Here is a 21,396-nt window from a genome sequence, read left to right on the forward strand (position 1 = left end):
TCAACGTGGTCAAGAACACATCTGGCATGGTTGTCCCTGGTGCCAGTTTTCTCTACCAGCCCTCTTGTTTTTGCCTTGACGTCGGTTGGAGCAGGGCAAACGCTGAATATCGATCAGAACACTGCGCAGGATAATTACATTGCCCGCGATGGCGGCGTATTGAACGCCAGTGGTGCGAGTACTTTTGAGGTATCGATCAACACGGGAGCGCAGTTCAATGCCTTGGGCGGGACTTATTCGGGCAGGCTTGGCAGCGCGGGCATTGCCGTCACCAACGCCGCCGCCAATGTGTCTGATGCCACAGTGACGGGCTCGCGCATGGGCATGTTCATCGGACGCAACAGTGGTACCACCACCGGTTCAACCGCTGTGATCAGCGGCAGTCGGATCACTGGCCAGACGGCGGGGATCGAAAGCAGTGGCGGCAGTGATATTCAACTGACCGATACCCACCTGAGCGCCACTGGGGCAAGCGGTGTGGGCCTGAGCGCCTTCGGTGCAGAGGTCCGGGCGGTGGGGGGCAGCATGACGGGGGGCATGAACGGTATCCGGTTGCGTCCGGATCTCGGTGGGGTCGGCAATGGCGCCAATGTGTCGCTGGACAATGTCCTGGTGCAAGGGCTCAGCGGGGCAGCGATCCTCGCGAATTCCGGAGTCAATGCGCAAATACGAGTGCTGAACGGAACCCAACTGCTTGCCGGCAATAATGTGCTGCTTGACGTACAGGATGCCTCGACCGCGACCCTGTCCGTGGAGGGCAGTACGCTGGAAGGCAATATCAACATTGCCGGCAGCAGCACCGGCAACCTGACCTTTGATCAAGGCCGTATGACCGGCGATGTGCTGGTCGAAAACGGTTCGACTGCCAACGTCACCCTGCAGAACAACTCGCAACTGACCGGCCGTCTCGACAATGTCAACGGCGTGACCGTCAACAGCGGTTCTAGCTGGACCCTGACAGGCGCTGACACTGTAGGAACACTCGCCATGAATGGCGGGACGGTGCGCTTTGGTGCGCAGGATGTGCCAGATACGTTCTACCAGTTGAACGTCGGCACGCTGGCCGGCTCTCTGGATGGTTCCAGTACGTTCGAAATGAAGGGCAATTTCGCCACCGGTCAGCACGACTTCCTCAATGTCACGGGCGTTGCCAGCGGGCAATTCGGATTGCTGGTGGCCGCTTCCGGTCTGGACGCGCTGAACCCGCAGCAGTTGACCCTGGTGCACACCGCCGCCGGCGACGCGCAATTTGCCCTGAGAGGCGGGGATGTCGATCTAGGTACCTGGTCTTATAAACTTGATTGGCGAGAAGTGGGGGAGGGCGGAACGGAATGGTTTCTCGACCCGACCACCAAGACCATCAGCCCCGGGGCGAAATCGGTGCTGGCGCTGTTCAACGCTCCGGTGACGCTGTTGTATGCCGAGGCGGCAACTTTGAGCAGCCGCATGGGCGAGTTGCGTTTCAATGGGGGGGACACCGGCCTGTGGATGCGCACCTACGGCAACAAGTACAACATCAGCGCCGCTTCCGGCGTGGGTTATCAGCAGACCCAGCAAGGGCTTTCTCTGGGGGCCGATACGCACCTGGGCGACAGTCTGTGGGTGGCCGGGATCATGGGCGGCTACAGCCATACCAACCTGGACGTCGCACAGGGGACTTCGGGTACGGTCGACAGCTACTATCTGGGCCCTTACGTGACCTGGATGAACAAGCAGAGCGGTTACTACTTTGATGCGCTGCTCAAGTTCAACCGCTTTCAGAGCGATACGAAAGTCGGCATGAGCGATGGCACCCGCGCCAAGGGCAGTTATGACAGCTCCGGTGTCAGCGCTTCGGCGGAGTTCGGTCGCCAGATCAAACTGGAGGATGGCTACTTCATCGAGCCGTACGGCAAACTGTCGACGGCGGTGATTCAGGGGCGCAACTTTGATCTGGACAATGGCATGGAGGCCGACGGCGATCGCAGCCGCTCGGTGCTGGGTGAAGCGGGAACCACTGTGGGCCGCAACTTCAACATGGGCAATGGCATGGTCGCCCAGCCTTATGTGCGCGTTGCGGTGCAGCACGAGTTCATCAATAACAACCGCGTGACGGTCAACGCTGATAATCAGTTCAACAACGACTTGTCTGGCACCCGTGGTGTGCTGGGCGCAGGCGTTGCAGTGGCATTGACCAAGGACCTGCAGGTGTATGCCGGTTACGACTACAGCCATGGCAAGTACATCGAGAAGCCGTATGACTTGAATGTCGGAGCGCGCTGGACCTGGTAAGCAGCCTCATGATGTGAATACCTGAAAACGCCTCGCACCTGCGGGGCGTTTTTTTGTGCTGGCCTGCCGGGCAACCCGCTGTCCGGGCCGGCGGGTTGACCTGACACCTGCGACTCAGGTGAATCGCAACACCTTGATTTCCTGGTGCCCGGACTCATGCGTGCCACGCCAGTGCGGCCCGTCACGGGACACCCGGTAGAACAGATTCAGTGCACCGTTCTCCAGCACCCGCAGATGTTTTCCTGGCACGTACAAGGTCACGAGATGATTTTCCACGTCCTGCGGGCTGACGATGTGCCGAGCCTCATACAAGTAGGGAATGCCATTGGCCTTGGTGCCCAGCCAGGCCATGTTGACGATATCGTCCGTGGTCATGCCCGGGTACTGAATGTTCACGGTGGCCGATGTGATATCGGCGCTCACCGTATTGTCCGCGGCTTCGCTTAAGACCGGCGCGGGGATCCGGCCTTCCACGCTGGCGAGTTCGTGCCTGGAGGGGAGCGCAGAGCCGTCGTCCTTTTTGTAGCGCACATACGATACGTCTGCGGTTCCCATGGCAATCGCCCGGACCTGCGCATTCGGAATCTGAAACATGAGGATGCTGGGGAAGCTTTCCACCCTCTGGGATTGTCGGTTGGGCAACGGAGCACCGGTGGGTGGTGTGCCTACCCAAGTCATGGTGACGGTGTCACCCACCTCGAAATCACTGGTGGAGGCGCGAACATGCACGTTGACATCGCGATTGTTCAATTGGTCGAGATCAATGATGCCGTTGACTGACTCCTGGATAATCGGCTCATCCAGCTGCCGGATTCCGGACATGACTTTGACTGGGGTCCTCAGCGACCACTTCTCGGAGTGGTTGAATACCTCGTCATGGATCCCGTAATGCACCACCTGCGCGTTGCCGTCGCCACCGGCCACAATATCGTCCTTGTGTGCGGTGATCTCGATAGGTGCCGTGCCGGCTGCCTCATCGGCGCTGACGGTATGAGGTGGCAAGAAGGCATTGCCCCATTGCACTTGGATAACGTCGCGCACGGCGATGTTCGGGTAGCGAGGAATAACCATCGGCACACCCTTGGCTGCCCAAACCGCATCCACGCCGTTAACGATGACGTCGCGCGGCAGCTGCACAATGTGCAATTTTGCATGTCCGGGCAAATGGGGCTTATCGTCTTTGCCGCCTGGCAGATCCAGCTTCACCAGTATTCGCAAGGGCGTGGCGGGCTCGTCGGGGCTGGTGCTGCCTGCGCGGGTCAGTACGTAGTAGACCTCGTCGACCCAGCCGGGAAGGATGTTCGTCACAGGCAGGAAGAAAAACACCGGTTGGTTGCTGCCGTCTTCGTCATCTTGCAGTACCCGGGTAAAGATCTTGTGGTCCTTGCCCCAATAGATATCGAGCGTGTCACCTTTGCGCATGGGTTCGGCGTAGGCATCGACGGAGCAGAACAAACCGTCGGGAAACTGGTAGTAGGTTTTGCAGTTGATACCGCCGTCCCCATCGACGATCGGCTCTATCATGGCCGAAATCCGCAAGGGACGCAGTTTCAGCCCCGGAATTTCAGTCTGCAAGCGTGGAAACAGGAAGGAGTGAAAGTGCGTCATGACGAAAAACCTCAGCGAAGGACATGGGGCTCTGCCAGGAAGGCGTTGATTGATTGGGCCTGATGTGGCGAGTGTTGCCTACTGTCAGAAATAACAGGTAGGAGGTTTTTTCCGACGAGCGGTCAGTGGCAGGGCACTTGGATAACTGGCTCGAAACACACGAAACAGACAGCCTGAGGCGCTGTATCGGGGATAAATGCAGATGTAGCAGGGGCGGCGGTATTCAGGATTTATCCAAAGTCTTTTGCCGAAGGATGTACACCGTCACCAACACCGCGCTGGTCAACATGAACCCCCGTGCCCACGGCAGCGGCACCAGGTAACACGAAAACAGAATGCTCGCCCACATCAAGCCGATCGCGTAGACCTTGCCCTTGAGCGGTATGCCGTTGCCGTCGAGGTAGTCACGAATCCATGGCCCGAGCTTCGGGTGTTCGACCAGCCATTGATAGAAACGCGGAGAGCTGCGCGCGAAGCAGGCGGCCGCCAGCAAAAGGAAAGGGGTGGTGGGCAGAACAGGCAGGAAAATCCCGATCACCCCCAATGCCACGCTGAGCCAGCCGACGGCCAGCAGGATGTAGCGCAACATCAGGGGGCGGTTGCCTATGGGGTTGTCCATAGGCTGAGGCTTAATGGTGACGTGGCTTGAGGATCGCCGGTTTTTCGTCCGGGGCCTGGCACAGCAGGTACAGCGCGGTCAGGGCTTCCGGGATCTGCACGATCATGTCGTCCATCAGGTTGGCGTCCTTGGCGATGTCTTCGAACTCTGGCTGTTCGTCGAACAGGCCGGAACCGACCATGATCGGCAGGAGCATTTCGCTGACTTCTTCTTCAGCGGTCTCGAACCAGGCCGCTTCACGCAGGAATACGCCTTCCATGAAACCGATGCACCAGCCGCGCAGTTCGGAGTCGTCCGGCTCGTCACCCAGGTCCAGGTCGCACGGCAGTTCGAATTCTTCGTCGGACGCCAGTTGGCGGGCGATGTGTGCCTTGAGACCGATCAGGGTGGCTTCGATTTCTTCGCGCTGCGCCTCGCTGCTGTAATGCGGCTCTTCGGCGAACAGGGCGTCGATCCACTCACGCTCCGGTACGTCTTCTGCACAGATCGACAGGGCGGTCAGGTAACCGTGGGCGGCCACGTAATCCAGCGCCTCTTCGTGCAGCTCGTCGGCGTCGAGAAAGACTTGCAGGCGGGTTAGTTGCTCAGCGAAGGACATTACGGGGCTACCTTGGGGGAATAAACAATGCGGGAATTCTAGGCCTTCTTGCTCGCTCAAGCCAGCCGCATGGCAGATTTGCCGCAATTACAGGCAACACGAATATCCCTGTGGGAGCGGGCTTGCTCGCGAATACGGTGTATCAGACACTTTTGCATCGACTGGCACGCCGCCTTCGCGAGCAAGCCCGCTCCCACAGGGTTTTCGTGTTGGCGGCTAGCGGAGTCTTCTCAGCGGCACACCCTGCCGGGGAGGGCTCGGGTATACTGCCGCGTTTTGCGCTCCCTGCTCGTATTGCGGCTGTCATTGCAATGCGTTCTTACGTTTTGTTTAAGCAGCTGTGGCTGTCCTGAACCAGCCTGTGCAGGGATGTTTCGGTAGATTTTTGGAGTTTTTATGCTCGAACAGGCTCAACGCGTCCTCAAGGACATCTTCGGCTACGACAGTTTCCGTGGCCGTCAGGGTGCAATCATTGAGCGCGTGGCCAGCGGCGGTGATGCGCTGGTGCTGATGCCTACCGGTGGCGGCAAATCCCTGTGCTTCCAGGTGCCGGCGCTGTTGCGCGAAGGCCTGGCGGTGGTGGTGTCGCCGCTGATCGCCTTGATGGACGATCAGGTCGCCACCCTCGAAGAGCTCGGCGTGGCTGCGGCGGCGCTGAACTCCACGTTGAGCGCCGAGCAGCAGCGTGACCTCGCCGCACGAATCAAACGTGGCGAAGTGAAAATGCTCTATCTGGCGCCCGAGCGTCTGGTACAGCCGCGCATGCTGTCGTTCCTGCAAGGCTTGAACATCGCGCTGTTCGCCATCGACGAAGCGCACTGCGTGTCGCAATGGGGCCACGACTTCCGTCCGGAATACCTGCAACTGGGCCAGTTGGCGGAAATGTTCCCCGACGTACCGCGCATCGCCCTGACTGCCACCGCCGACAAGCGTACCCGCGAAGAAATCGTCACCCGCCTGCACCTGCAGAACGCCGAGCGCTTCCTGTCGAGCTTCGACCGGCCGAATATTTTCTACCGCATCGTGCCCAAGGAGCAGCCGCGCAAGCAGTTGCTCGCGTTTCTCGCTGAACGGCGCAGCGATGCCGGCATCGTCTATTGCCTGTCGCGCAAGAAGGTTGAAGAAGTCGCCGCGTTCCTCAGCGAGCAGGGCTTCCCGGCGCTGCCGTACCACGCCGGTTTGCCCAATGATCTGCGCGCCTATCACCAGAAGCGCTTCCTCAACGAGGAAGGCCTGATCATGGTCGCCACCGTGGCGTTCGGTATGGGCATCGACAAGCCCAACGTGCGTTTCGTCGCGCACCTCGATCTGCCGAAATCCCTGGAAGCCTATTACCAGGAAACCGGGCGCGGCGGCCGTGATGGCCTGCCGGCGGATGCGTGGATGGCTTACGGTCTGCAAGACGTGGTGATGCTCAAGCAGATGCTGCAGAACTCCGAGGGCGACGAGCGCCACAAGCGTCTTGAGCAGCACAAGCTCGACGCCATGCTCTCGCTCTGCGAAGAAACCCGCTGCCGCCGGCAGACCCTGCTGGCGTATTTCGACGAGGACATGCCCGAGCCGTGCGGCCACTGTGACAACTGCGTCGACGGCGTGCAGACCTGGGACGCCACCGAGCCGGCGCGCCAGGCGCTGTCGGCGATCTATCGCACCGGCCAGCGCTATGGCGTCGGCCATCTGGTGGACGTGTTGCTGGGCAAGGACAACGAAAAGGTGCGTAGCTTTGGTCATCAGCACCTGTCGGTGTACGGCGTCGGCAAGGCGTTGAGCGAGAGCGAATGGCGCTCGCTGTTCCGGCAACTGGTGGCCCGTGGTCTGGCTGATGTCGATCATGAAGGTTATGGCGGTCTGCGTCTGAGCGACACCTGCCGGCCATTGCTCAAGGGTGAAGTGAGCCTGGAGCTGCGCCGCGACCTCAAGCCGCAGGTCACCGCCAAGACCGCCAGCAAGAGCCCGGCCAGTCAGTTGGTGCGTGGCGAAGAACGCGAACAGTGGGAAGCCTTGCGTGCGTTGCGGCGCAAACTCGCCGAAGAGCATGGGGTGCCGCCGTACGTCATCTTCCCCGACTCGACCCTGCTGGAAATGCTCCGCAGCCAGCCGACCTCGCTGGCCGACATGGCCCGGGTCAGCGGTGTCGGTGCACGCAAGCTGGAACGTTATGGCGAGGCCTTCCTCGAAGTGCTCGGCGGCGAGGCCGAAGCGCCGAAAGTGGTCGCCGACGTGCGCCACGAACTGATCACCCTGGCCCGCGCCGGCATGACCCCGATGCAGATCGCCGGGCAGTTGCAGTGCTCGGAAAAGAACGTCTACAGCATGCTTGCCGAGGCCATTGGCAAGCAGCAATTGTCGCTGGAGCAGGCGCTGGATTTGCCGGAAGAACTGATGGGCGAAGTGCAGGACGCGTTCCTCGATGGCGAGGGCGAATTGCCGTCTGTCGCCGAAGTGGCCGAGCTGTTCGCCGGTCGGGTTCCGGAAGGCGTTCTTTACTGCGTAAGGGCTGCGCTGCAATCTGAATTCGAAATGTAAGACGGCGATTGCGCCAACCGTCAGGCAGTTGTAACGATTCGTACGGATCGGCTCTTGCCTATAGCCAAATGTCATGCTTAGCTGACTAATAATTAGTTTTTCTCTATTTGTCAGTCTACTCATGAGTGTTTTATGCCGTTAACCGATCAACACCGCTTTGGCATGCAATTGGCCCAGATGTCTCGTGGCTGGCGTGCCGAACTGGATCGCCGACTGGCCGGTCTGGGCTTGTCCCAGGCACGCTGGCTGGTGCTGCTGCACCTGGCACGTTTCGAAGATGCGCCGACCCAACGCGAGCTGGCGCAAAGCGTCGGTGTCGAAGGGCCGACCCTCGCGCGCTTGCTCGACAGCTTGGAAAGCCAGGGCCTGGTGCAACGTCAGTCAGTGATGGAAGATCGCCGGGCGAAAAAAATCGTGCTCTGCGCGCCGGCGCTGCCGCTGATCGAACAAATCGAAACCATTGCCACGCAATTGCGCCACGAGTTGTTCGAAGGCGTCGACGAGGCGGATCTGAAGGTGTGCATGCGCGTTCACGGGCACATTCTGGCCAACCTGGAAAAATCTTGAGGCATAACCGCGTGCCGGTTTTTTGAGGGATCGCGCTGAGCAGACTATAAGAACTACTGGGCAATATCGTGTTCGTACCGGATGTGCGAACGCATAGAAACCGGTTTTGCTTATTTAAGGGATGCTCATGCACGCAAGTCGGCACGTGGTACTGCGCGGTAGCGCCAAATGGCTGCTGGTCGCTGGCGTATTCTGCTATTCGACCTGGTCGATGGCACTGGGGCTGGGCGACATCACCGTCCACTCGGGCCTCAATCAGCCGCTCAAGGCCGACATCGCGCTGGTGGATGCCGCGGGCCTCAGTGCCAGCGACCTCTCGGCCAGCCTGGCCACGGCGGATGAGTTCGGCCGGGCCGGGGTCGAGCGGGTGTTTTTTCTCAACGACCTCAAGTTCACTCCGATCCTGCATGGCAATCGCCAGATGATCCGGGTGACCTCGCGCAAGCCGGTCAATGAACCCTATCTGAATTTTCTGGTGCAGCTCGATCAGCCCAATGGCCGCTTGTTGCGCGAGTACACGCTGCTGATCGATCCGCCCGGATCACCGGGTATCGTGCCGGCCACGGACGAGCCCGATCCACGTCCGCAATCCTCTGAATTCCCCACCGTCGAACCTGCCACGGCGGCCCCGCAGGCTGCCCAGGGCAAACGCGATGCGCCGCCTTCTGCGCCGGCATCGCCAGCGGCGGCTGCGCCCGTCAGCGATGCCTTGGCCGAGCAATTGGCGGCCAGCGTGTTGCTCAATCAGCAACTGCAGAAGACGGTCGACGACCTCAACGTCAAACTGCAGGCGCAGGAGGTGCAGATTGCTGACGGTAGAAAGCACGTCAGTGATCTGCAAACGCGTTTGAGCGAGTTGCAAAAGCCCCCGGCACCGGCCGTTACGCCGCCGCCACCTGCGCCCGCAGCAACCCCAGCTTCGCCAGCCGAAGACGATGGCCTCAACTGGCCGTTGCTCGGTGGTTTGCTGCTGTTGCTGGGCCTGTTGGGGGGCGTGCTGTTCGTGCGCCGTCGCCGTCAACGGGTTCAGGATGCAGCGCCGCTGGCGCTGGCCTCGACAGGTCTCGCGCCAGATCTGGACGACACACCCACCACAGCCTCGCCCAGCCTCGGCGCAGCGCACGAACATCGTGAAGAACCGGCGGCAGGCGATGTGCTGGAAGCGGTGGGGATCTATCTGGCTTACGGGCGACTGAACGAGGCCGTCGGGTTGCTGCGCAATGCCCTGGACAAGGAGCCGGAGCGCATCGATCTGGGCGTGCAGTTGCTCGAGGTGCTGGGGCGGCAGGGTGACAGCGCCGCTTATGAGCAACAGGAAAACCAGTTGCGTGGGGCAGGGGTTGATCCTCAGCAATTGGCCGCGATCCGTGAACGGCATCCGAAATTGAACAGCGCTGCGCCGATCACCCCGGTATTGCCGATCGTCGCTGCTGCGGCGGTGGCCGCTCCTGCGCCACCGGCGCCCGAGGATGATTTCGAATTGAATCTGGGTGAGCTGTCGATGGCGTCCAGTTGGGATCTTGAGGACAGTCGTTCGGCACCTGAGCAGCACGTGGATCCATCTGCATCGAATTCGGGGCTTGAAATCCTGCCAGCGGATTTCGAGTTGCCCGAAACAGTGGCCAGCGAAGAGGCGGAGCTGGAGTGGATCCCCGAACCGGACGCGCAGCCGCTGGACGATGACTTTCTCAATGCGTTCGGCGATCCTCCGTCCACTCTGGCGCTGGAGCCGCTGACGTTGCAGGAGCCGGAACCTGCTGTCGGGTCAGTGAAACTCGAGCAGGCACAGACCTGCATTGATGATGGGGATATCGACAGCGCGATTGCCCTGCTCAACGAATTGCTCAAGGAAGGGGATGAACCCCTCAGGCAAACCGCCAGAACCTTGTTGGCGGGGATTCGCTGATCTGAGTGTCATTGACTCACGAGGTGCCTGTCCTGACGCCTTCGCGAGCAAGCCCGCTCCCACACTGGAACGCATTCCAACTGTGGGAGCGGGCTTGCTCGCGAAGGCGGCCTGGCAGGCACCATAGATCCACCTGAATGATCAGAACGTCTGCCCCAGATTCAGATAAACCGCCTGCTCGTTCGCATCATTCAAACCGTAGGTGAAGTTCAGCGGCCCCAGCGGCGTATCGAAGCCGATAAACACACTGGCGGCATTGATGTAGCCGCTGTCGAATTCATTGTCGTTGTTCCATGCCCGCCCACGTTCCAGCGACGCCCCGGCATACAGCGGGAAGTCCAGGGGCAGGTAGGCGCGCGGTGTCAACCGGCGGTAATACACCGCGCGCATCAGGCTGACGTTCTGCCCGGAGATCGAATCCTCGCGAAAGCCCGACAACTGCCGTGCACCGCCGAGCAGGAAGCTCGACGTCACCACGTTGGCGTCGTCCAGCGTTCGGCCATAACGGCCGCCGAGAATCAGCGTATCCGGGCCATGGCTCATGGCTTTGTCGAGTTTGAATTCCCACTGCCGGTAGCGCGTGTCCGAGCCCAGGCTTGGTTCGAATTGCAGCAGGGTCAGGCTGACGTCCTTGCCCTCGTGGGGGAAATAGACGTTGTCCAGCGAGTCGTACGAGTACTTCAGCGAGTAGAAACCTTCAGTGAAGTTTTCCCTCGGCAGGTCCTGATCACCGATTCGCACGTCCGCCTTGCCCCAGGCCTCGCCAACCCCGAAGCGGATTTCGCCGTTGTTGCCGATCTGTCGGCCGAAATTGAGGCCGAAACCGTAGCGTTCGACGCGGTATTGGGCGATCGGATCGTTGTCGAGCACGGCATCGACGTTCTGCGCCTCAAACGCAGCATACGGCGCGACGAAGTAGCGCGAGCCGACGTCCAGCGGCTGATAGAACTCGGTATACAGTTCCTGCTTGTCGCCGATTTGTGCGCGGGTCAGCCATTCCGCGCCGAGGCGGTTGATGCCGTTGATGCGGTAACTGGCGCCGAGGTTGAAGGCGCTGTCACCGCGCATGTCGTCTGACAGGTTCAGGCCGACCCGCAGGTAATCGGTGCCGCTGCGTTTGCCCCGGGCGCTGATCACCAGCGTGTGATCCTGACCCTTGTGCACCACGCGGTACTGCACCTGTTCGAAGTAGTCGAGGCCGTATAGCGTGCCCATGTCCGAGTGCAGCCGACCGAGATCCAGCGGCTCGCCGATCGGCTGGCGGATGTAATAGCGGATCACCTCATCGCCGACTTTCGAATCGTTCTCGACCCTGATCGCGGTGATGATCGGCGTGCGCTGGCCCGGGGCGCGGGCGGCATTGAGTTCGGCGTCTTGGGATTGCTGAGGTTTGAGCTGAGCGAGGCGGGCGTCGAGAATCCGCGTGGCGCGGTAACCGGCGTCGATCATCTCCTGGGCCTTGCCGAAGTCGGTGACGCCGAACGCCGCCAGCGCCGGCTGGATCAGCACGTCGGTGGGTTTGAGGGCGGCCAGTTGCTCTTCGGAGTTACGCCGGGTCATCAGGGTGATCGACTGGTTCAGCACGTCGACCACGGTGGCCAGTTGCTTGCGGTTGCGCAGCGGCGTGCCGATGTCGACCACGATCGCCACATCGACGCCCATTTCCCGCGCGACGTCGAGCGGGATGTTATCGGTCATGCCGCCGTCCACCAGCAGGCGGCCGTCGAGTTCGACCGGGGCGAACACCGCCGGAATCGACATGCTGGCGCGGATCACCTGCGGCAGGTGGCCTTTGCGGAACACCACTTTTTCGCCGTTGGCGATGTCGGTGGCGACGGCGCGGAACGGGATCGGCAGTTTGTCGAAGTCGCGGGTGTCACTGGTGTGCGCCAACAGGCTTTCCAGCATCAGCGCCAGGTTCTGGCCCTGAATCACCCCCAGCGGCAGGCCGAGGCTACCGTCATCGCGAAAACTCAGTTGCTGTTTCACCAGAAAATCGCGGTCGTCCTGCTTGCGGCGAAACGGCACGTCTTCCCGGGGCGGGGCGTCGGACAGTGCCTGCTGCCAGTCAATGTTCAGCGCGAGTTTTTCCAGCTCATCGATCTTGTAGCCCGAGGCATACAGGCCACCGACCACCGCACCCATGCTGGTGCCGGCAATCGCATCGATCTTTATCCCTTGTTCTTCAAGAGCCTTGAGCACACCGATGTGCGCCAGGCCACGGGCGGCACCACCGGACAACACCAGGCCGACTTTGGGGCGGGGGGCTTCGGCGGCATGCACGGTGACATTAGCAAAGAGGGGCAGAAAGCCAAGCAGCAGGCAGAACAGCAAACGGCGCATGGTGAGTCTCGGGGCAAGCGATAAAGCCGGCTATTATAGCGGCGCCCTCTGTCTCAGGAGTTTCAGCGAACATGTCTGCTGCAAAACCGGAAATCGTCATCACTTATTGCACCCAATGCCAGTGGCTGCTGCGCGCCGCATGGCTGGCGCAGGAGCTGCTCAGCACCTTCGGCGACGACCTCGGCAAGGTCTCGCTGGTGCCGGGCACCGGCGGGGTGTTTCACATCAGCTGCGACGACGTGCAGATCTGGGAGCGCAAGGCCGATGGCGGTTTTCCCGAGGCCAAGGTGCTCAAGCAGCGGGTGCGCGATCAGATCGACCCTGAGCGCGATCTCGGCCACAACGAACGCACTCAGTGAGACGCGGCTTCGGCAGCCACGGTTTTCTTGTCGGCGCTGCCTGACATCCGCGCCGAGACCACGATGGCGATGATGATCAGCGCTCCCCCGATCAGCATGCGCACGGTCGGGTTTTCATCGAACAGCAGCCAGGCGATGGTGATGCCGTAAACCGGCTCCATGGCGAACACCACGGCGGCGGTGCGCGCCTTGATCACCGCGAGGCTGGCGACGAACAGGCTGTGGGCGACGCCGGTGCAGAACACCCCGAGCAGGGCGATCCACAACCAGTCCAGGGCGCGTACTTCGCTCAGTTGCGGAACGGCGACCGGCAGCAGGCACAGCGCCACCACCACGTTCTGGCACAGCGCGGCCTGCACCGCCGGGATGCGTCCGGAGCTGGCGCGGTTGGTCAGCGACAGCAGGGCGAACAGCAGGCCCGACAGCACCGCCCAGAGCAGTCCGGTGGTGGCGCCGCTGGCCAGATCGAACGCTGGCGTCACCAGCACCAGACCGACGCTGACCAGCACCACCAGCACGATTTCATTGGCGCGGATGCGTTCGCGGAAAATCAGACCTTCAAGAATCACCGTAAACGCCGGGAAACTGGCAAAGCCCAGAGTCGCAATCGCCACGCCGGCGACCTTTACCGCGATGAAAAAACTCACCCAGTGCCCGGCCAGCAACACGCCGCTGAGCGCCAGACGCCGCCAGTCGACCGCCTGCAGTTTCTGCCAGCCGTGCTGACTGGCGAAGCGCGCGAAAAAGGCCAGGGCGAGCACGGCAAATGCGGCACGTCCGAAGACGATCACCGCCGGGGAGGCGGCCGCGAGTTTGCCGAACACACCAGTCAGGCCGAACATCAGAGCGCCGATATGCAGGGCGCCGAGGGCGGTACGCGGAGTCATTGCAATCCTTAATCCGAACACAGTTTCAATGTTGCCCATTGAAACGTGTTGCGGCTCAGAAGTCTGTCGGCGAACTAGCGTTTTTTGTCGCAGGAATCGCGACGCAATTGCCCCGGCGAGGCACCAAACTCGCGCAGCACCGCCGCCGCGAACGCGCTCTGCGAGCTGTAGCCAACCCGACTGGCGATCTCGCCGATCGGCAGCGCCGTCTCGCGCAACAGGCAAACCGCTTTGTGCAGCCGCCGGCTGCGAATGTAGTCCATCGGCGTCTGCCCGCATTCAGCCATGAACCGCGCGTGCAGGCGGGCGCTGGACAGCCCGGCGATCTGCGCCAGATCGGCCACCTGCAGCGGGTAGGCGGCGTGTTGCTCGATGTGCGCATCCAGCGCCGCGTAAGGCAGGCGCCGCGCCGAGAGTTCGCCAGGTCTGGCGTGATTCAGGCTGGCCAGTAGCAACACCGCGCCTTGCTGAGCGATCAGCGGATCAGTGACCGGGCTGTTCGCCAGCCAGTTGACCAATTGACTTTGCCCGGCATCAAGGGACAACCGCGCCGGCTGGTCGAGCAAGCGCTGACTGGCCGCGGCGTGCTCGCCCAGCGAATCGCTGAGCCATTGCTCGTCGGGCACGTCCAGCACCAGACAACGACTGCCATCGGGGCTGCCGCACGCGTGATGCGCGCCGCCGGGGACCACCACGAAACTCTGCTGGCGCACCTGACTGCCCTGACCCTCGACTTCGAAATCCAGCGCACCGGACAGCCCGAACACCAGTTGCGCGTGGTCGTGGCTGTGGACGATCAGGTCGTGGGTGTATTGGCGCAGGGTGAGGATCGGGCGCATGGCAGAGGTCTCCGAAGTGAGCGCCAGTCTACACCGGGGTAGCGGACTTGCGCGCTGTCACACGACTGACGCCTGCCTGTCATGGTCGATTCACCGGGCGCGTGCACAGTGGCGAAAACATCGCAGAGGGTTGCCCATGACCAGCGCCGAGCTCGCCAGACCCAGCCGCAAACAACGGGTGCGTACCTTGTGGATTTCCGACGTGCACCTGGGCACGCGGGATTGCCAGGCCGAGCACTTGTCGCAATTTCTCAAGGGCTACCACGCCGACAAGATCTATCTGGTCGGTGACATCATCGACGGCTGGAAGCTGCGCGGTGGCATGTACTGGCCGCAGGCGCACACCAACGTGATCCGTCGCCTGCTGACCATGAGCAAGCGCGGCACCGAGGTGATCTACGTCACCGGCAACCACGACGAATTCCTGCGCCGTTATTCGAAGCTGATCCTTGGCAACATCCAGTTGGTCGACGAGGCGGTGCATGTCACGGCGGATGGCCGGCACCTGCTGGTGATTCATGGCGATCAGTTCGACGTGATCACCCGTTATCACCGCTGGCTGGCCTTTCTCGGCGACTCGGCCTACGAATTCACCCTGACCCTCAACCGCTGGCTCAATCACTGGCGAGCGCGTTATGGCTACGGTTACTGGTCGTTGTCGGCGTACCTGAAACACAAGGTGAAGACGGCAGTGAGTTTCATCAGCGACTTCGAAGAAGCCATTGCCCACGAATGCGTGAAACGCGAGTTGCACGGCGTGGTCTGCGGGCACATTCACCATGCCGAGATCCGCAAGGTGGGGGAGGTGGACTACCTCAATTGCGGCGATTGGGTGGAGTCGTGCACGGCGTTGATCGAGCACTGGGACGGCACGATCGAGCTGTATCGCCTGGCGGATGCACAGGCGCGGGAGGCACAGCTCAAGGCGGCCAAGGTTGCCGAGATTGCCTAGACCCCAGATATCTCCTGTGGGAGGGGGCTTGCTCCCGAATGCGGTGTATCAGTAAGTACATGTTTATCTGACACACCGCCTTCGGGAGCAAGCCCCCTCCCACATTGAGTTGTGGTGTTCTCAGGCCGGGCTGTGTTCTTCCATCGCCGCCTTGTAGATCGAGTGCTTCGGCTGGGCAAACAGCCGCTCCATCATCGGCTCGAAGAAGCTCAGCGGCAGGGTTTCATAGGCCGGGTCGAACGCCGCCGCATCGTACCTGGCGCAAAATTCCGCCGTGGCCTGATACTGCGGATGCGCGGCGAATTGCTCGCGCAGATGCCGATCCATGCCCAGGTGATGGAAGAAGTAATAACCCTGAAAGATCCCGTGCTTCTCGACCATCCACAGATTCTCGGCACTGACGAACGGTTTGAGAATCGCCGCCGCGATGTCCGGGTGGTTGTAGGAGCCGAGGGTGTCGCCGATGTCATGCAGCAGCGCGCAGACCACGTATTCCTCGTCGCGGCCGTCACGATAGGCGCGGGTCGCGGTTTGCAGCGAGTGGGTCAGGCGATCCACCGGAAAGCCGCCGAAATCACCTTCGAGCAACTTCAGGTGCGCGACGATCCGCGACGGCAATTGCCGGGCGTAGGCACTGAAGTCAGCGGCGATGATCGCCCAGTCTTCCTGCGTGCCGTCCTGCATGTGAGTGAAGCGGGCATTGGCGTTCATCGGCAAGCCTCCTGGTGGGTCGGGTTTCAGAACGCCACGCGGCCGAGGATCATGTCGCGGTACATGACGAAATCGCCGAGCAGACTGTACAGCGGATGCTGGAAAGTCGCCGGACGGTTCTTTTCAAAGAAGAAATGCCCGATCCAGGCAAAGCTGTAACCGGCCAGCGGCAGGGCCAGCAATAGCAGCCAGGCACCTTTGGCGATGGTCATGGCCAGAATGAAAATCACCAGCGTGGTGCCGATGAAATGCAATCGTCGGCAGGTACTGTTGGCGTGTTCGCTGAGGTAATACGGGTAGAACTCGGCGAAACTGTTGAATTGCTTGATGTTTTCCACGACTGCGATCTCTGTGGTTATTGTTCTGACGGCAAGTTGTTCGGCGGGTAGCTTATTTGAGTCTAGAGTGAACACTGGCATCAGCCAGTGACAATGGGCGCCACTTTAGTATCCTTCGCAAATCGGGTCGTAACATGCGATCCATCATGTAAAAGAATAACGCCATGAGCGAACGAACGACTTCTGCAAGCTGGGCGATGGGGATTGTCAAAGCATTGGAGATGGACGGCCTGGATTGCCGGGTACTGTTCAAGCAACTGGGGCTCGATTACGCGGCCCTGGATGATCCGGATGCGCGCTTCCCGCAAGATTCCATGACCCGCCTCTGGCAACGGGCGGTCGAGCTGTCCGGCAACCCGGCGATCGGCCTGAACATGGGCAAAGTAGTGCGCCCGGCCTCGTTCCACGTTGCCGGCTACGCCTTGATGTCGAGCAACACCCTGGCCGAAGGCTTTCAACGCCTGGTGCGTTATCAGCGGATCATCGCCGAGAGCGCCGACCTGAGTTTTCGTCTGCTCGAAGAAGGCTATGCGCTGATTCTGACGGTGCATGGCGATCACCTGCCGCCAACCCGGCAGAGCGCTGAGGCCTCGCTGGCCTGCGCGCTGGGCCTGTGCGGCTGGTTGACCGGGCGCACCCTGCATCCGGTCAAAGTGCTGTTTCAGGGCGACGAGCCCGCAGACTTGCAACCCTACCGGCAAGCCTTCCACGCCCCCTTGATGTTCAACTCGCCTTACGACGCGCTGATTTTCGAACGGGCCGACATGGAAGCGCCGCTGCCCACCGCCAACGAAGCCATGGCGCTGCTGCACGACCGGTTTGCCGGGGAATACCTGGCGCGATTCTCTGAAAGTCGCGTGACCCACAAGGCGCGCCAGGTGTTGTGCCGTTTACTGCCGCAGGGCGAACCCAAGCGCGATACCGTGGCGCAGACCCTGCATCTGTCGCAGCGCACCTTGCAGCGGCGGTTGCAGGAGGAGGGCACCAGTTTTCAGCAGTTGCTCGACGACACTCGCCGCGAACTGGCCGAGCAGTATCTGGCGCAGCCGAGCATGACCTTGCTGGAGATTGCCTATCTGCTGGGGTTTGCCGATCCGAGCAACTTCTTCCGCGCGTTCCGCCGCTGGTTCGACACCACGCCCGGCGATTACCGGGCGCGGCTGTTGCAGACACCGATCAGTGACGCCAAAAGGCCGGAATACACAGCACAAACACCGTAATGATCTCCAGTCGGCCGAGCAGCATGCCGAACGACAGGATCCACTTGGCGGCATCCGGCAAGGTGGCGAAATTACCCGCCGGACCGATGGTCTCGCCCAGCCCCGGGCCGACGCCAGATACGGTGCTGGCAGCGCCGGTCAACGCGGTCATCCAGTCGACGCCGAGCAGCGACAGCAGCAGGGCGATCACGCAGATGGTGATGGCGAAGAAGAACGAAAAGGTCAGGATCGAACGCACGATCTCTTCGTCGAGTCGGTGACCGTTGTACTTCTGCTTGATCACCGCGCGCGGGTGGATCAACTGGTTCAGGTTGGCCTTTAGCAAGATGTAGGCGACCTGGAAACGGAAGATCTTGATCCCGCCGGCCGTCGAGCCGGAGCAGCCACCGACAAAGCCCAGATAGAAAAACAGCATCAACGAGAAGTTGCCCCACAGGCTGTAGTCGCCGAGGGCAAAACCGGTGGTGGTGACCACCGAGGTCACGTTCAGCGCCACATGCCGCAGCGCTTCCAGCCAGTGCAGCTTGGTGGTCCACCAATACCAGGTGCCGAGCACCAGCCAGGTCACCAGCAACATGCCGAGCAAACCCTGCACCTGCTGATCCTTGATCAGCGCACGACGGTTGCCGCGCATGGTCGCCACATACAGGGTGAACGGCAGGCTGCCGAGGATCATGATCACCACCGCGACCCAGTGCACCGCCGGTTGCGTCCACTTCGCCAGCGACTGGTCGGAGGTCGAGAAACCGCCGGTGGAGATCGCCGACATCGCGTGGTTGATCGCATCGAACGGGCTCATCCCGGCCCACCAGAACGCCAGGCTGCCGAGGATGGTGATGCCGACGTAGGCCGCCACGATCAGGCGCGCCACCATGTGCGAGCGCGGCATGACCTTTTCCGAACGGTCGGACGATTCGGTCTGGAACAGGCGCATGCCACCGATGCGCAGCAACGGCAGAATCGCCACCGCCATGCCGATGAAGCCGATGCCGCCGAGCCAGTGCAGCAGCGAGCGCCACATCAGGATCCCCGGTGACATGTTGTCCAGCCCGCTGAGCACGGTCGAGCCGGTGGCGGTGATGCCGGACATGCTTTCGAAGAACGAGTCGGTGTAGCTGATGTGCTGGGTCAGCAGAAACGGCAACGCGGCAAAAATGCACACCACCAGCCAACTGCTCACGGTCAGCAAATACATGTCACGCGGGCGCAAGTGAATGTGTTCGGGGCGGCCGGGAATCACCAGCGCGAGGCCCGCGACAAAGGTGATCATGCTCGCCCAGAGGAACGACGGCAGGTCGCTGGTGCGTTCAAAAATCACCAGGGTCGCCATAGGCACGACCATGGCCACGGCCAGGGTGATCAGGAAGATGCCGATGATGAAACCAATGATCCGTAAGGTCGGCAACGCCATGAAGTCCGCTCGGGCTGATAGAGGAAGGGCGCCATTCTACCCGTGGGGCATGGCATGTAAACCGGCACCCTGTTGCCGGATACCGCTAGAATAGCCGCACATTTTTCTCAGGAGGTGGCCGATGCAGGCTCTCGACGCGTTGCTCAACCGTGTTTCCGTTCCACGACTGGTCGAACCGGCCCCCACTGCCGAGCAGCGCGAAGCCCTGTTTGGCGCAGCCTTGCGCGCACCGGATCACGGGCATCTGCAGCCGTATCGCTTCCTGACTGTTGAAGGCGCGGCGCGCGAGCAGATGGGTGAGTTGCTGGCTGAAGCGGCGCAAATGCAGGAAGGCGAAGTCACTGAAGCGATGATCGACAAGGCGCGCAACGGCCCGCTGCGTGCGCCGCTGGTGGTCGTGGTGATCGCGAAGCTGCAGGAGCACGTCAAGTATCCGAAGTCCGAGCAGTTGCTGGCGGCGGGGTGTGCGGCTCACGGGATTCTGCTGGCGGCCTATGCGCAGGGGATTGGTGCGGTGTGGCGTACCGGTGATCTGGCGTATTCGGCGCACGTGGCCAAAGGGCTGGGCCTGGCTGATGACGAGCAGGTGATTGCCTTCCTGTACCTCGGCACGCCGCAGAAAGAACCGCGTGTGGCGGAGAAGGTCGATCTGGCCGAGTTCGTCAGCGCCTGGCCCGGCAAGGCCTGACACCACGGATCAAATGTAGGAGTGAGCCTGCTCGCGATAGCGGTGGATCAGTCAATGAATTTTCGTCTGATCCACCGCTATCGCGAGCAGGCTCACTCCTACAGTTTTGATCAGGGTTGCACGACGGCGCCCGGCACTAACGGCAATTCCAGACTGGCGACAAACCCGCCCTCAGGATGATTGGCCAGCACCAGACTCCCGCCATGCCGCTCCGCCGCGCGCTTGGCAATCGCCAGGCCCAGACCATGTCCCGCCGCCGTCTGCCCCGGCGCCCGGTAAAACGGTTCGCCCAACTGGCTCAGGTGCTCGGCCTGCACGCCCGGCCCGTGGTCGCGCACGCTCACCACAATCCGTTCGCCCTGACGTGTGGCCTGCATTTCGATTGCCTGCCCCACCGGGTTGAAGCGTTGGGCGTTGCGCAAAAGGTTATCGACGGCGCGCTCGATCATGGTCGGCCAGCCGGTCATGCTCAGTTGCGGTTCCGCATCCAGCCGCACGGTCTGCTCCGGCGAGCCAAGTTGCGCGTCCTTCTGCAGGGTGCCGAGCAGCGCATTCAGGTCTACCGCTTCGGCACTGGCGTTGTCGGCATCGACCCGCGCCAGCACCAGAATCTCGCTGATCAGCGCTTCGAGGCGATCACATTCGCGGGTCAGGCGTGGCCAGAGCTTTTCCCGTTCTTCGGGGTTGGCGCGCTCCGCTAGCGCCAAGGCGATGCGCAGCCGCGCCAAGGGTGAGCGCAGTTCGTGGGACACATCGCGCAGCAATTGGCGCTGACTGCCGATCAGGCTCTGCAGGCGCGCGCCCATGCGGTTGAAGTCGTTGGCCAGCACGCCGAACTCGTCGCGGCGGTTGGCCAGTTTCGCCAGGCTGTTCTGTTGATAGGTGGTCTGTCCCAGATCATGCACTGCGCCGCGCAAACGGCTGAGCGGGCGGGTGATGGAGAAAGTCACCAGCAAGCTGAACAGGGTCAGCACCACCAATGCGATGCCCAGCGCACTCAGCGGCCAGAGCAGGCTTTCGCGGTGCCAGGCGTCGAGTTCCGGGTGCGGGATGCGGAAGATGAACAGGTAGGTGTCGCCGGTTTTTTCGCTGGTGAATTCGTCGGTCAGACGCCGCCAGGGCAGGCGTCGGTCATCGTTGTTCTGTCGCGCTTCGAAGGCGGCGGCGCGGCGCGGGAAGGTGCCACGCACCACCGGGTCGCCGCTTTCATTCAGCACCTGGACGTCGATGTGATATTGGCGTTTGCGTTGTTCGAGGATGTCCTGCGCGGCGTCTTCGCCCTGGGCTTCGTAGGTTTGCGTCCATTCGGCGGCCAGGGTGTTGAGGCCCGGATGGCGGCTGAGAATCCACGCGTCCTGATTGAGCATGTGCCCGAGCAGGATCGACAGCCCGGCCACCAGAGCGATGGCCAGCCAGAAGCTCGCAAGAATACGCCAAAACAATGAACGCACAGAAAATCCCCAATCAAACAAAAACCCAACGATGTGGGAGCGGGCTTGCTCGCGAATGCGGTGTGTCAGTCAACATCTCTTTGTCTGATACACCGCATTCGC

General features: G+C 61.6%; 18 protein-coding genes. 8 read left to right on the forward strand and 10 right to left on the reverse strand.

Annotated elements, in window-relative coordinates; genetic code table 11:
* Positions 1 to 75: 75 nt before the first annotated feature.
* Positions 76 to 2,271 (forward strand): autotransporter outer membrane beta-barrel domain-containing protein, encoded by a 2,196-nt coding sequence (locus tag AC1RBR_RS07525; RefSeq protein ID WP_492563691.1) that lies wholly within the window; start codon positions 76 to 78, stop codon positions 2,269 to 2,271.
* Positions 2,272 to 2,385: 114 nt separating this feature from the next.
* Here AC1RBR_RS07525 and AC1RBR_RS07530 read toward each other — a convergent pair whose 3' ends face one another.
* From AC1RBR_RS07530 to AC1RBR_RS07540, 3 genes are all read right to left on the reverse strand, one after another.
* A complete protein-coding gene (locus tag AC1RBR_RS07530) occupies positions 2,386 to 3,879 on the reverse strand; it encodes a hypothetical protein (RefSeq protein ID WP_492563692.1) in 1,494 nt (497 codons plus the stop codon).
* Between the two features lie 223 nt (positions 3,880 to 4,102).
* Entirely contained in the window at positions 4,103 to 4,498 is a 396-nt protein-coding gene (locus AC1RBR_RS07535; protein WP_115987066.1) for a YbaN family protein, read from the reverse strand.
* 10 nt (positions 4,499 to 4,508) lie between these two features.
* Entirely contained in the window at positions 4,509 to 5,096 is a 588-nt protein-coding gene (locus AC1RBR_RS07540) for a UPF0149 family protein (protein WP_007962155.1), read from the reverse strand.
* Positions 5,097 to 5,492: 396 nt separating this feature from the next.
* Between AC1RBR_RS07540 and recQ the strand changes: the two genes are divergently transcribed.
* The 3 genes from recQ (at position 5,493) to AC1RBR_RS07555 (ending at position 10,095) form a co-directional block, all read left to right on the forward strand.
* Positions 5,493 to 7,622 carry a DNA helicase RecQ gene (recQ, locus tag AC1RBR_RS07545; RefSeq protein WP_095139318.1) on the forward strand — a complete coding sequence of 710 codons (2,130 nt, stop codon included), beginning with the start codon at positions 5,493 to 5,495 and terminating at the stop codon, positions 7,620 to 7,622.
* Between the two features lie 132 nt (positions 7,623 to 7,754).
* Positions 7,755 to 8,189, forward strand: coding sequence for a MarR family transcriptional regulator (locus AC1RBR_RS07550; protein WP_007962151.1), 435 nt, complete (start codon positions 7,755 to 7,757; stop codon positions 8,187 to 8,189).
* A 127-nt stretch (positions 8,190 to 8,316) separates the two neighbouring features.
* Complete coding sequence (locus tag AC1RBR_RS07555) at positions 8,317 to 10,095, forward strand: motility hub landmark protein FimV (RefSeq protein WP_492563694.1); 1,779 nt, start codon at positions 8,317 to 8,319, stop codon at positions 10,093 to 10,095.
* Positions 10,096 to 10,236: 141 nt separating this feature from the next.
* On the opposite strand, the gene AC1RBR_RS07560 is transcribed toward AC1RBR_RS07555, so the two are convergent.
* Positions 10,237 to 12,438 carry a patatin-like phospholipase family protein gene (locus AC1RBR_RS07560; RefSeq protein WP_480404827.1) on the reverse strand — a complete coding sequence of 734 codons (2,202 nt, stop codon included), beginning with the start codon at positions 12,436 to 12,438 and terminating at the stop codon, positions 10,237 to 10,239.
* Between the two features lie 71 nt (positions 12,439 to 12,509).
* Between AC1RBR_RS07560 and AC1RBR_RS07565 the strand changes: the two genes are divergently transcribed.
* Entirely contained in the window at positions 12,510 to 12,797 is a 288-nt protein-coding gene (locus AC1RBR_RS07565) for an Rdx family protein (RefSeq protein WP_166495440.1), read from the forward strand.
* Here the strand turns inward: AC1RBR_RS07565 and AC1RBR_RS07570 are convergent.
* Together AC1RBR_RS07570 and AC1RBR_RS07575 are read right to left on the reverse strand one after the other, a co-directional pair.
* Positions 12,791 to 13,684 (reverse strand): DMT family transporter, encoded by an 894-nt coding sequence (locus AC1RBR_RS07570; protein ID WP_492563696.1) that lies wholly within the window; start codon positions 13,682 to 13,684, stop codon positions 12,791 to 12,793. The genes AC1RBR_RS07565 and AC1RBR_RS07570 overlap by 7 nt on opposite strands.
* 74 nt (positions 13,685 to 13,758) lie before the next feature.
* Complete coding sequence (locus AC1RBR_RS07575) at positions 13,759 to 14,523, reverse strand: AraC family transcriptional regulator (RefSeq protein WP_492563697.1); 765 nt, start codon at positions 14,521 to 14,523, stop codon at positions 13,759 to 13,761.
* A gap of 136 nt (positions 14,524 to 14,659) precedes the next feature.
* Between AC1RBR_RS07575 and AC1RBR_RS07580 the strand changes: the two genes are divergently transcribed.
* Entirely contained in the window at positions 14,660 to 15,475 is an 816-nt protein-coding gene (locus AC1RBR_RS07580) for a UDP-2,3-diacylglucosamine diphosphatase (protein ID WP_041073087.1), read from the forward strand.
* 120 nt (positions 15,476 to 15,595) lie between these two features.
* On the opposite strand, the gene AC1RBR_RS07585 is transcribed toward AC1RBR_RS07580, so the two are convergent.
* Positions 15,596 to 16,186: an HD domain-containing protein gene (locus tag AC1RBR_RS07585; RefSeq protein WP_247840246.1), complete on the reverse strand. Its 591-nt coding sequence runs from the start codon at positions 16,184 to 16,186 to the stop codon at positions 15,596 to 15,598.
* Positions 16,187 to 16,212: 26 nt separating this feature from the next.
* Complete coding sequence (locus tag AC1RBR_RS07590) at positions 16,213 to 16,524, reverse strand: Mpo1-like protein (protein ID WP_253149376.1); 312 nt, start codon at positions 16,522 to 16,524, stop codon at positions 16,213 to 16,215.
* Between the two features lie 164 nt (positions 16,525 to 16,688).
* Here AC1RBR_RS07590 and AC1RBR_RS07595 point away from each other — a divergent pair, with 164 nt between their 5' ends.
* Positions 16,689 to 17,744 (forward strand): AraC family transcriptional regulator, encoded by a 1,056-nt coding sequence (locus AC1RBR_RS07595; protein WP_492563701.1) that lies wholly within the window; start codon positions 16,689 to 16,691, stop codon positions 17,742 to 17,744.
* Here AC1RBR_RS07595 and AC1RBR_RS07600 read toward each other — a convergent pair.
* Positions 17,701 to 19,155: a TrkH family potassium uptake protein gene (locus tag AC1RBR_RS07600; protein WP_492563702.1), complete on the reverse strand. Its 1,455-nt coding sequence runs from the start codon at positions 19,153 to 19,155 to the stop codon at positions 17,701 to 17,703. The genes AC1RBR_RS07595 and AC1RBR_RS07600 overlap by 44 nt on opposite strands.
* 121 nt (positions 19,156 to 19,276) lie before the next feature.
* On the opposite strand from AC1RBR_RS07600, the gene AC1RBR_RS07605 reads away from it, so the two are divergent.
* Positions 19,277 to 19,843 carry a nitroreductase family protein gene (locus tag AC1RBR_RS07605; protein WP_492563704.1) on the forward strand — a complete coding sequence of 189 codons (567 nt, stop codon included), beginning with the start codon at positions 19,277 to 19,279 and terminating at the stop codon, positions 19,841 to 19,843.
* A gap of 110 nt (positions 19,844 to 19,953) precedes the next feature.
* Here the strand turns inward: AC1RBR_RS07605 and AC1RBR_RS07610 are convergent, their stop codons facing one another.
* Positions 19,954 to 21,294, reverse strand: a complete 1,341-nt coding sequence (locus tag AC1RBR_RS07610) for a sensor histidine kinase (RefSeq protein ID WP_492563705.1) — start codon at positions 21,292 to 21,294, stop codon at positions 19,954 to 19,956.
* Positions 21,295 to 21,396 lie beyond the last annotated feature (102 nt).

The organism is Pseudomonas sp. GW823-FHT01D03, assembly GCF_058798255.1.

Excerpts from the sequence above, each read along its gene's own strand:
- AC1RBR_RS07530 (WP_492563692.1), bottom strand. The coding sequence starts at position 3,879 with ATGACGCACTTTCACTCCTTCCTGTTTCCACGCTTGCAGACTGAAATT.
- AC1RBR_RS07535 (WP_115987066.1), bottom strand. The coding sequence starts at position 4,498 with ATGGACAACCCCATAGGCAACCGCCCCCTGATGTTGCGCTACATCCTG.
- AC1RBR_RS07540 (WP_007962155.1), bottom strand. The coding sequence starts at position 5,096 with ATGTCCTTCGCTGAGCAACTAACCCGCCTGCAAGTCTTTCTCGACGCC.
- recQ (WP_095139318.1), top strand. The coding sequence starts at position 5,493 with ATGCTCGAACAGGCTCAACGCGTCCTCAAGGACATCTTCGGCTACGAC.
- AC1RBR_RS07550 (WP_007962151.1), top strand. The coding sequence starts at position 7,755 with ATGCCGTTAACCGATCAACACCGCTTTGGCATGCAATTGGCCCAGATG.
- AC1RBR_RS07555 (WP_492563694.1), top strand. The coding sequence starts at position 8,317 with ATGCACGCAAGTCGGCACGTGGTACTGCGCGGTAGCGCCAAATGGCTG.
- AC1RBR_RS07560 (WP_480404827.1), bottom strand. The coding sequence starts at position 12,438 with ATGCGCCGTTTGCTGTTCTGCCTGCTGCTTGGCTTTCTGCCCCTCTTT.
- AC1RBR_RS07565 (WP_166495440.1), top strand. The coding sequence starts at position 12,510 with ATGTCTGCTGCAAAACCGGAAATCGTCATCACTTATTGCACCCAATGC.
- AC1RBR_RS07570 (WP_492563696.1), bottom strand. The coding sequence starts at position 13,684 with ATGACTCCGCGTACCGCCCTCGGCGCCCTGCATATCGGCGCTCTGATG.
- AC1RBR_RS07575 (WP_492563697.1), bottom strand. The coding sequence starts at position 14,523 with ATGCGCCCGATCCTCACCCTGCGCCAATACACCCACGACCTGATCGTC.
- AC1RBR_RS07580 (WP_041073087.1), top strand. The coding sequence starts at position 14,660 with ATGACCAGCGCCGAGCTCGCCAGACCCAGCCGCAAACAACGGGTGCGT.
- AC1RBR_RS07585 (WP_247840246.1), bottom strand. The coding sequence starts at position 16,186 with ATGAACGCCAATGCCCGCTTCACTCACATGCAGGACGGCACGCAGGAA.
- AC1RBR_RS07595 (WP_492563701.1), top strand. The coding sequence starts at position 16,689 with ATGAGCGAACGAACGACTTCTGCAAGCTGGGCGATGGGGATTGTCAAA.
- AC1RBR_RS07600 (WP_492563702.1), bottom strand. The coding sequence starts at position 19,155 with ATGGCGTTGCCGACCTTACGGATCATTGGTTTCATCATCGGCATCTTC.
- AC1RBR_RS07605 (WP_492563704.1), top strand. The coding sequence starts at position 19,277 with ATGCAGGCTCTCGACGCGTTGCTCAACCGTGTTTCCGTTCCACGACTG.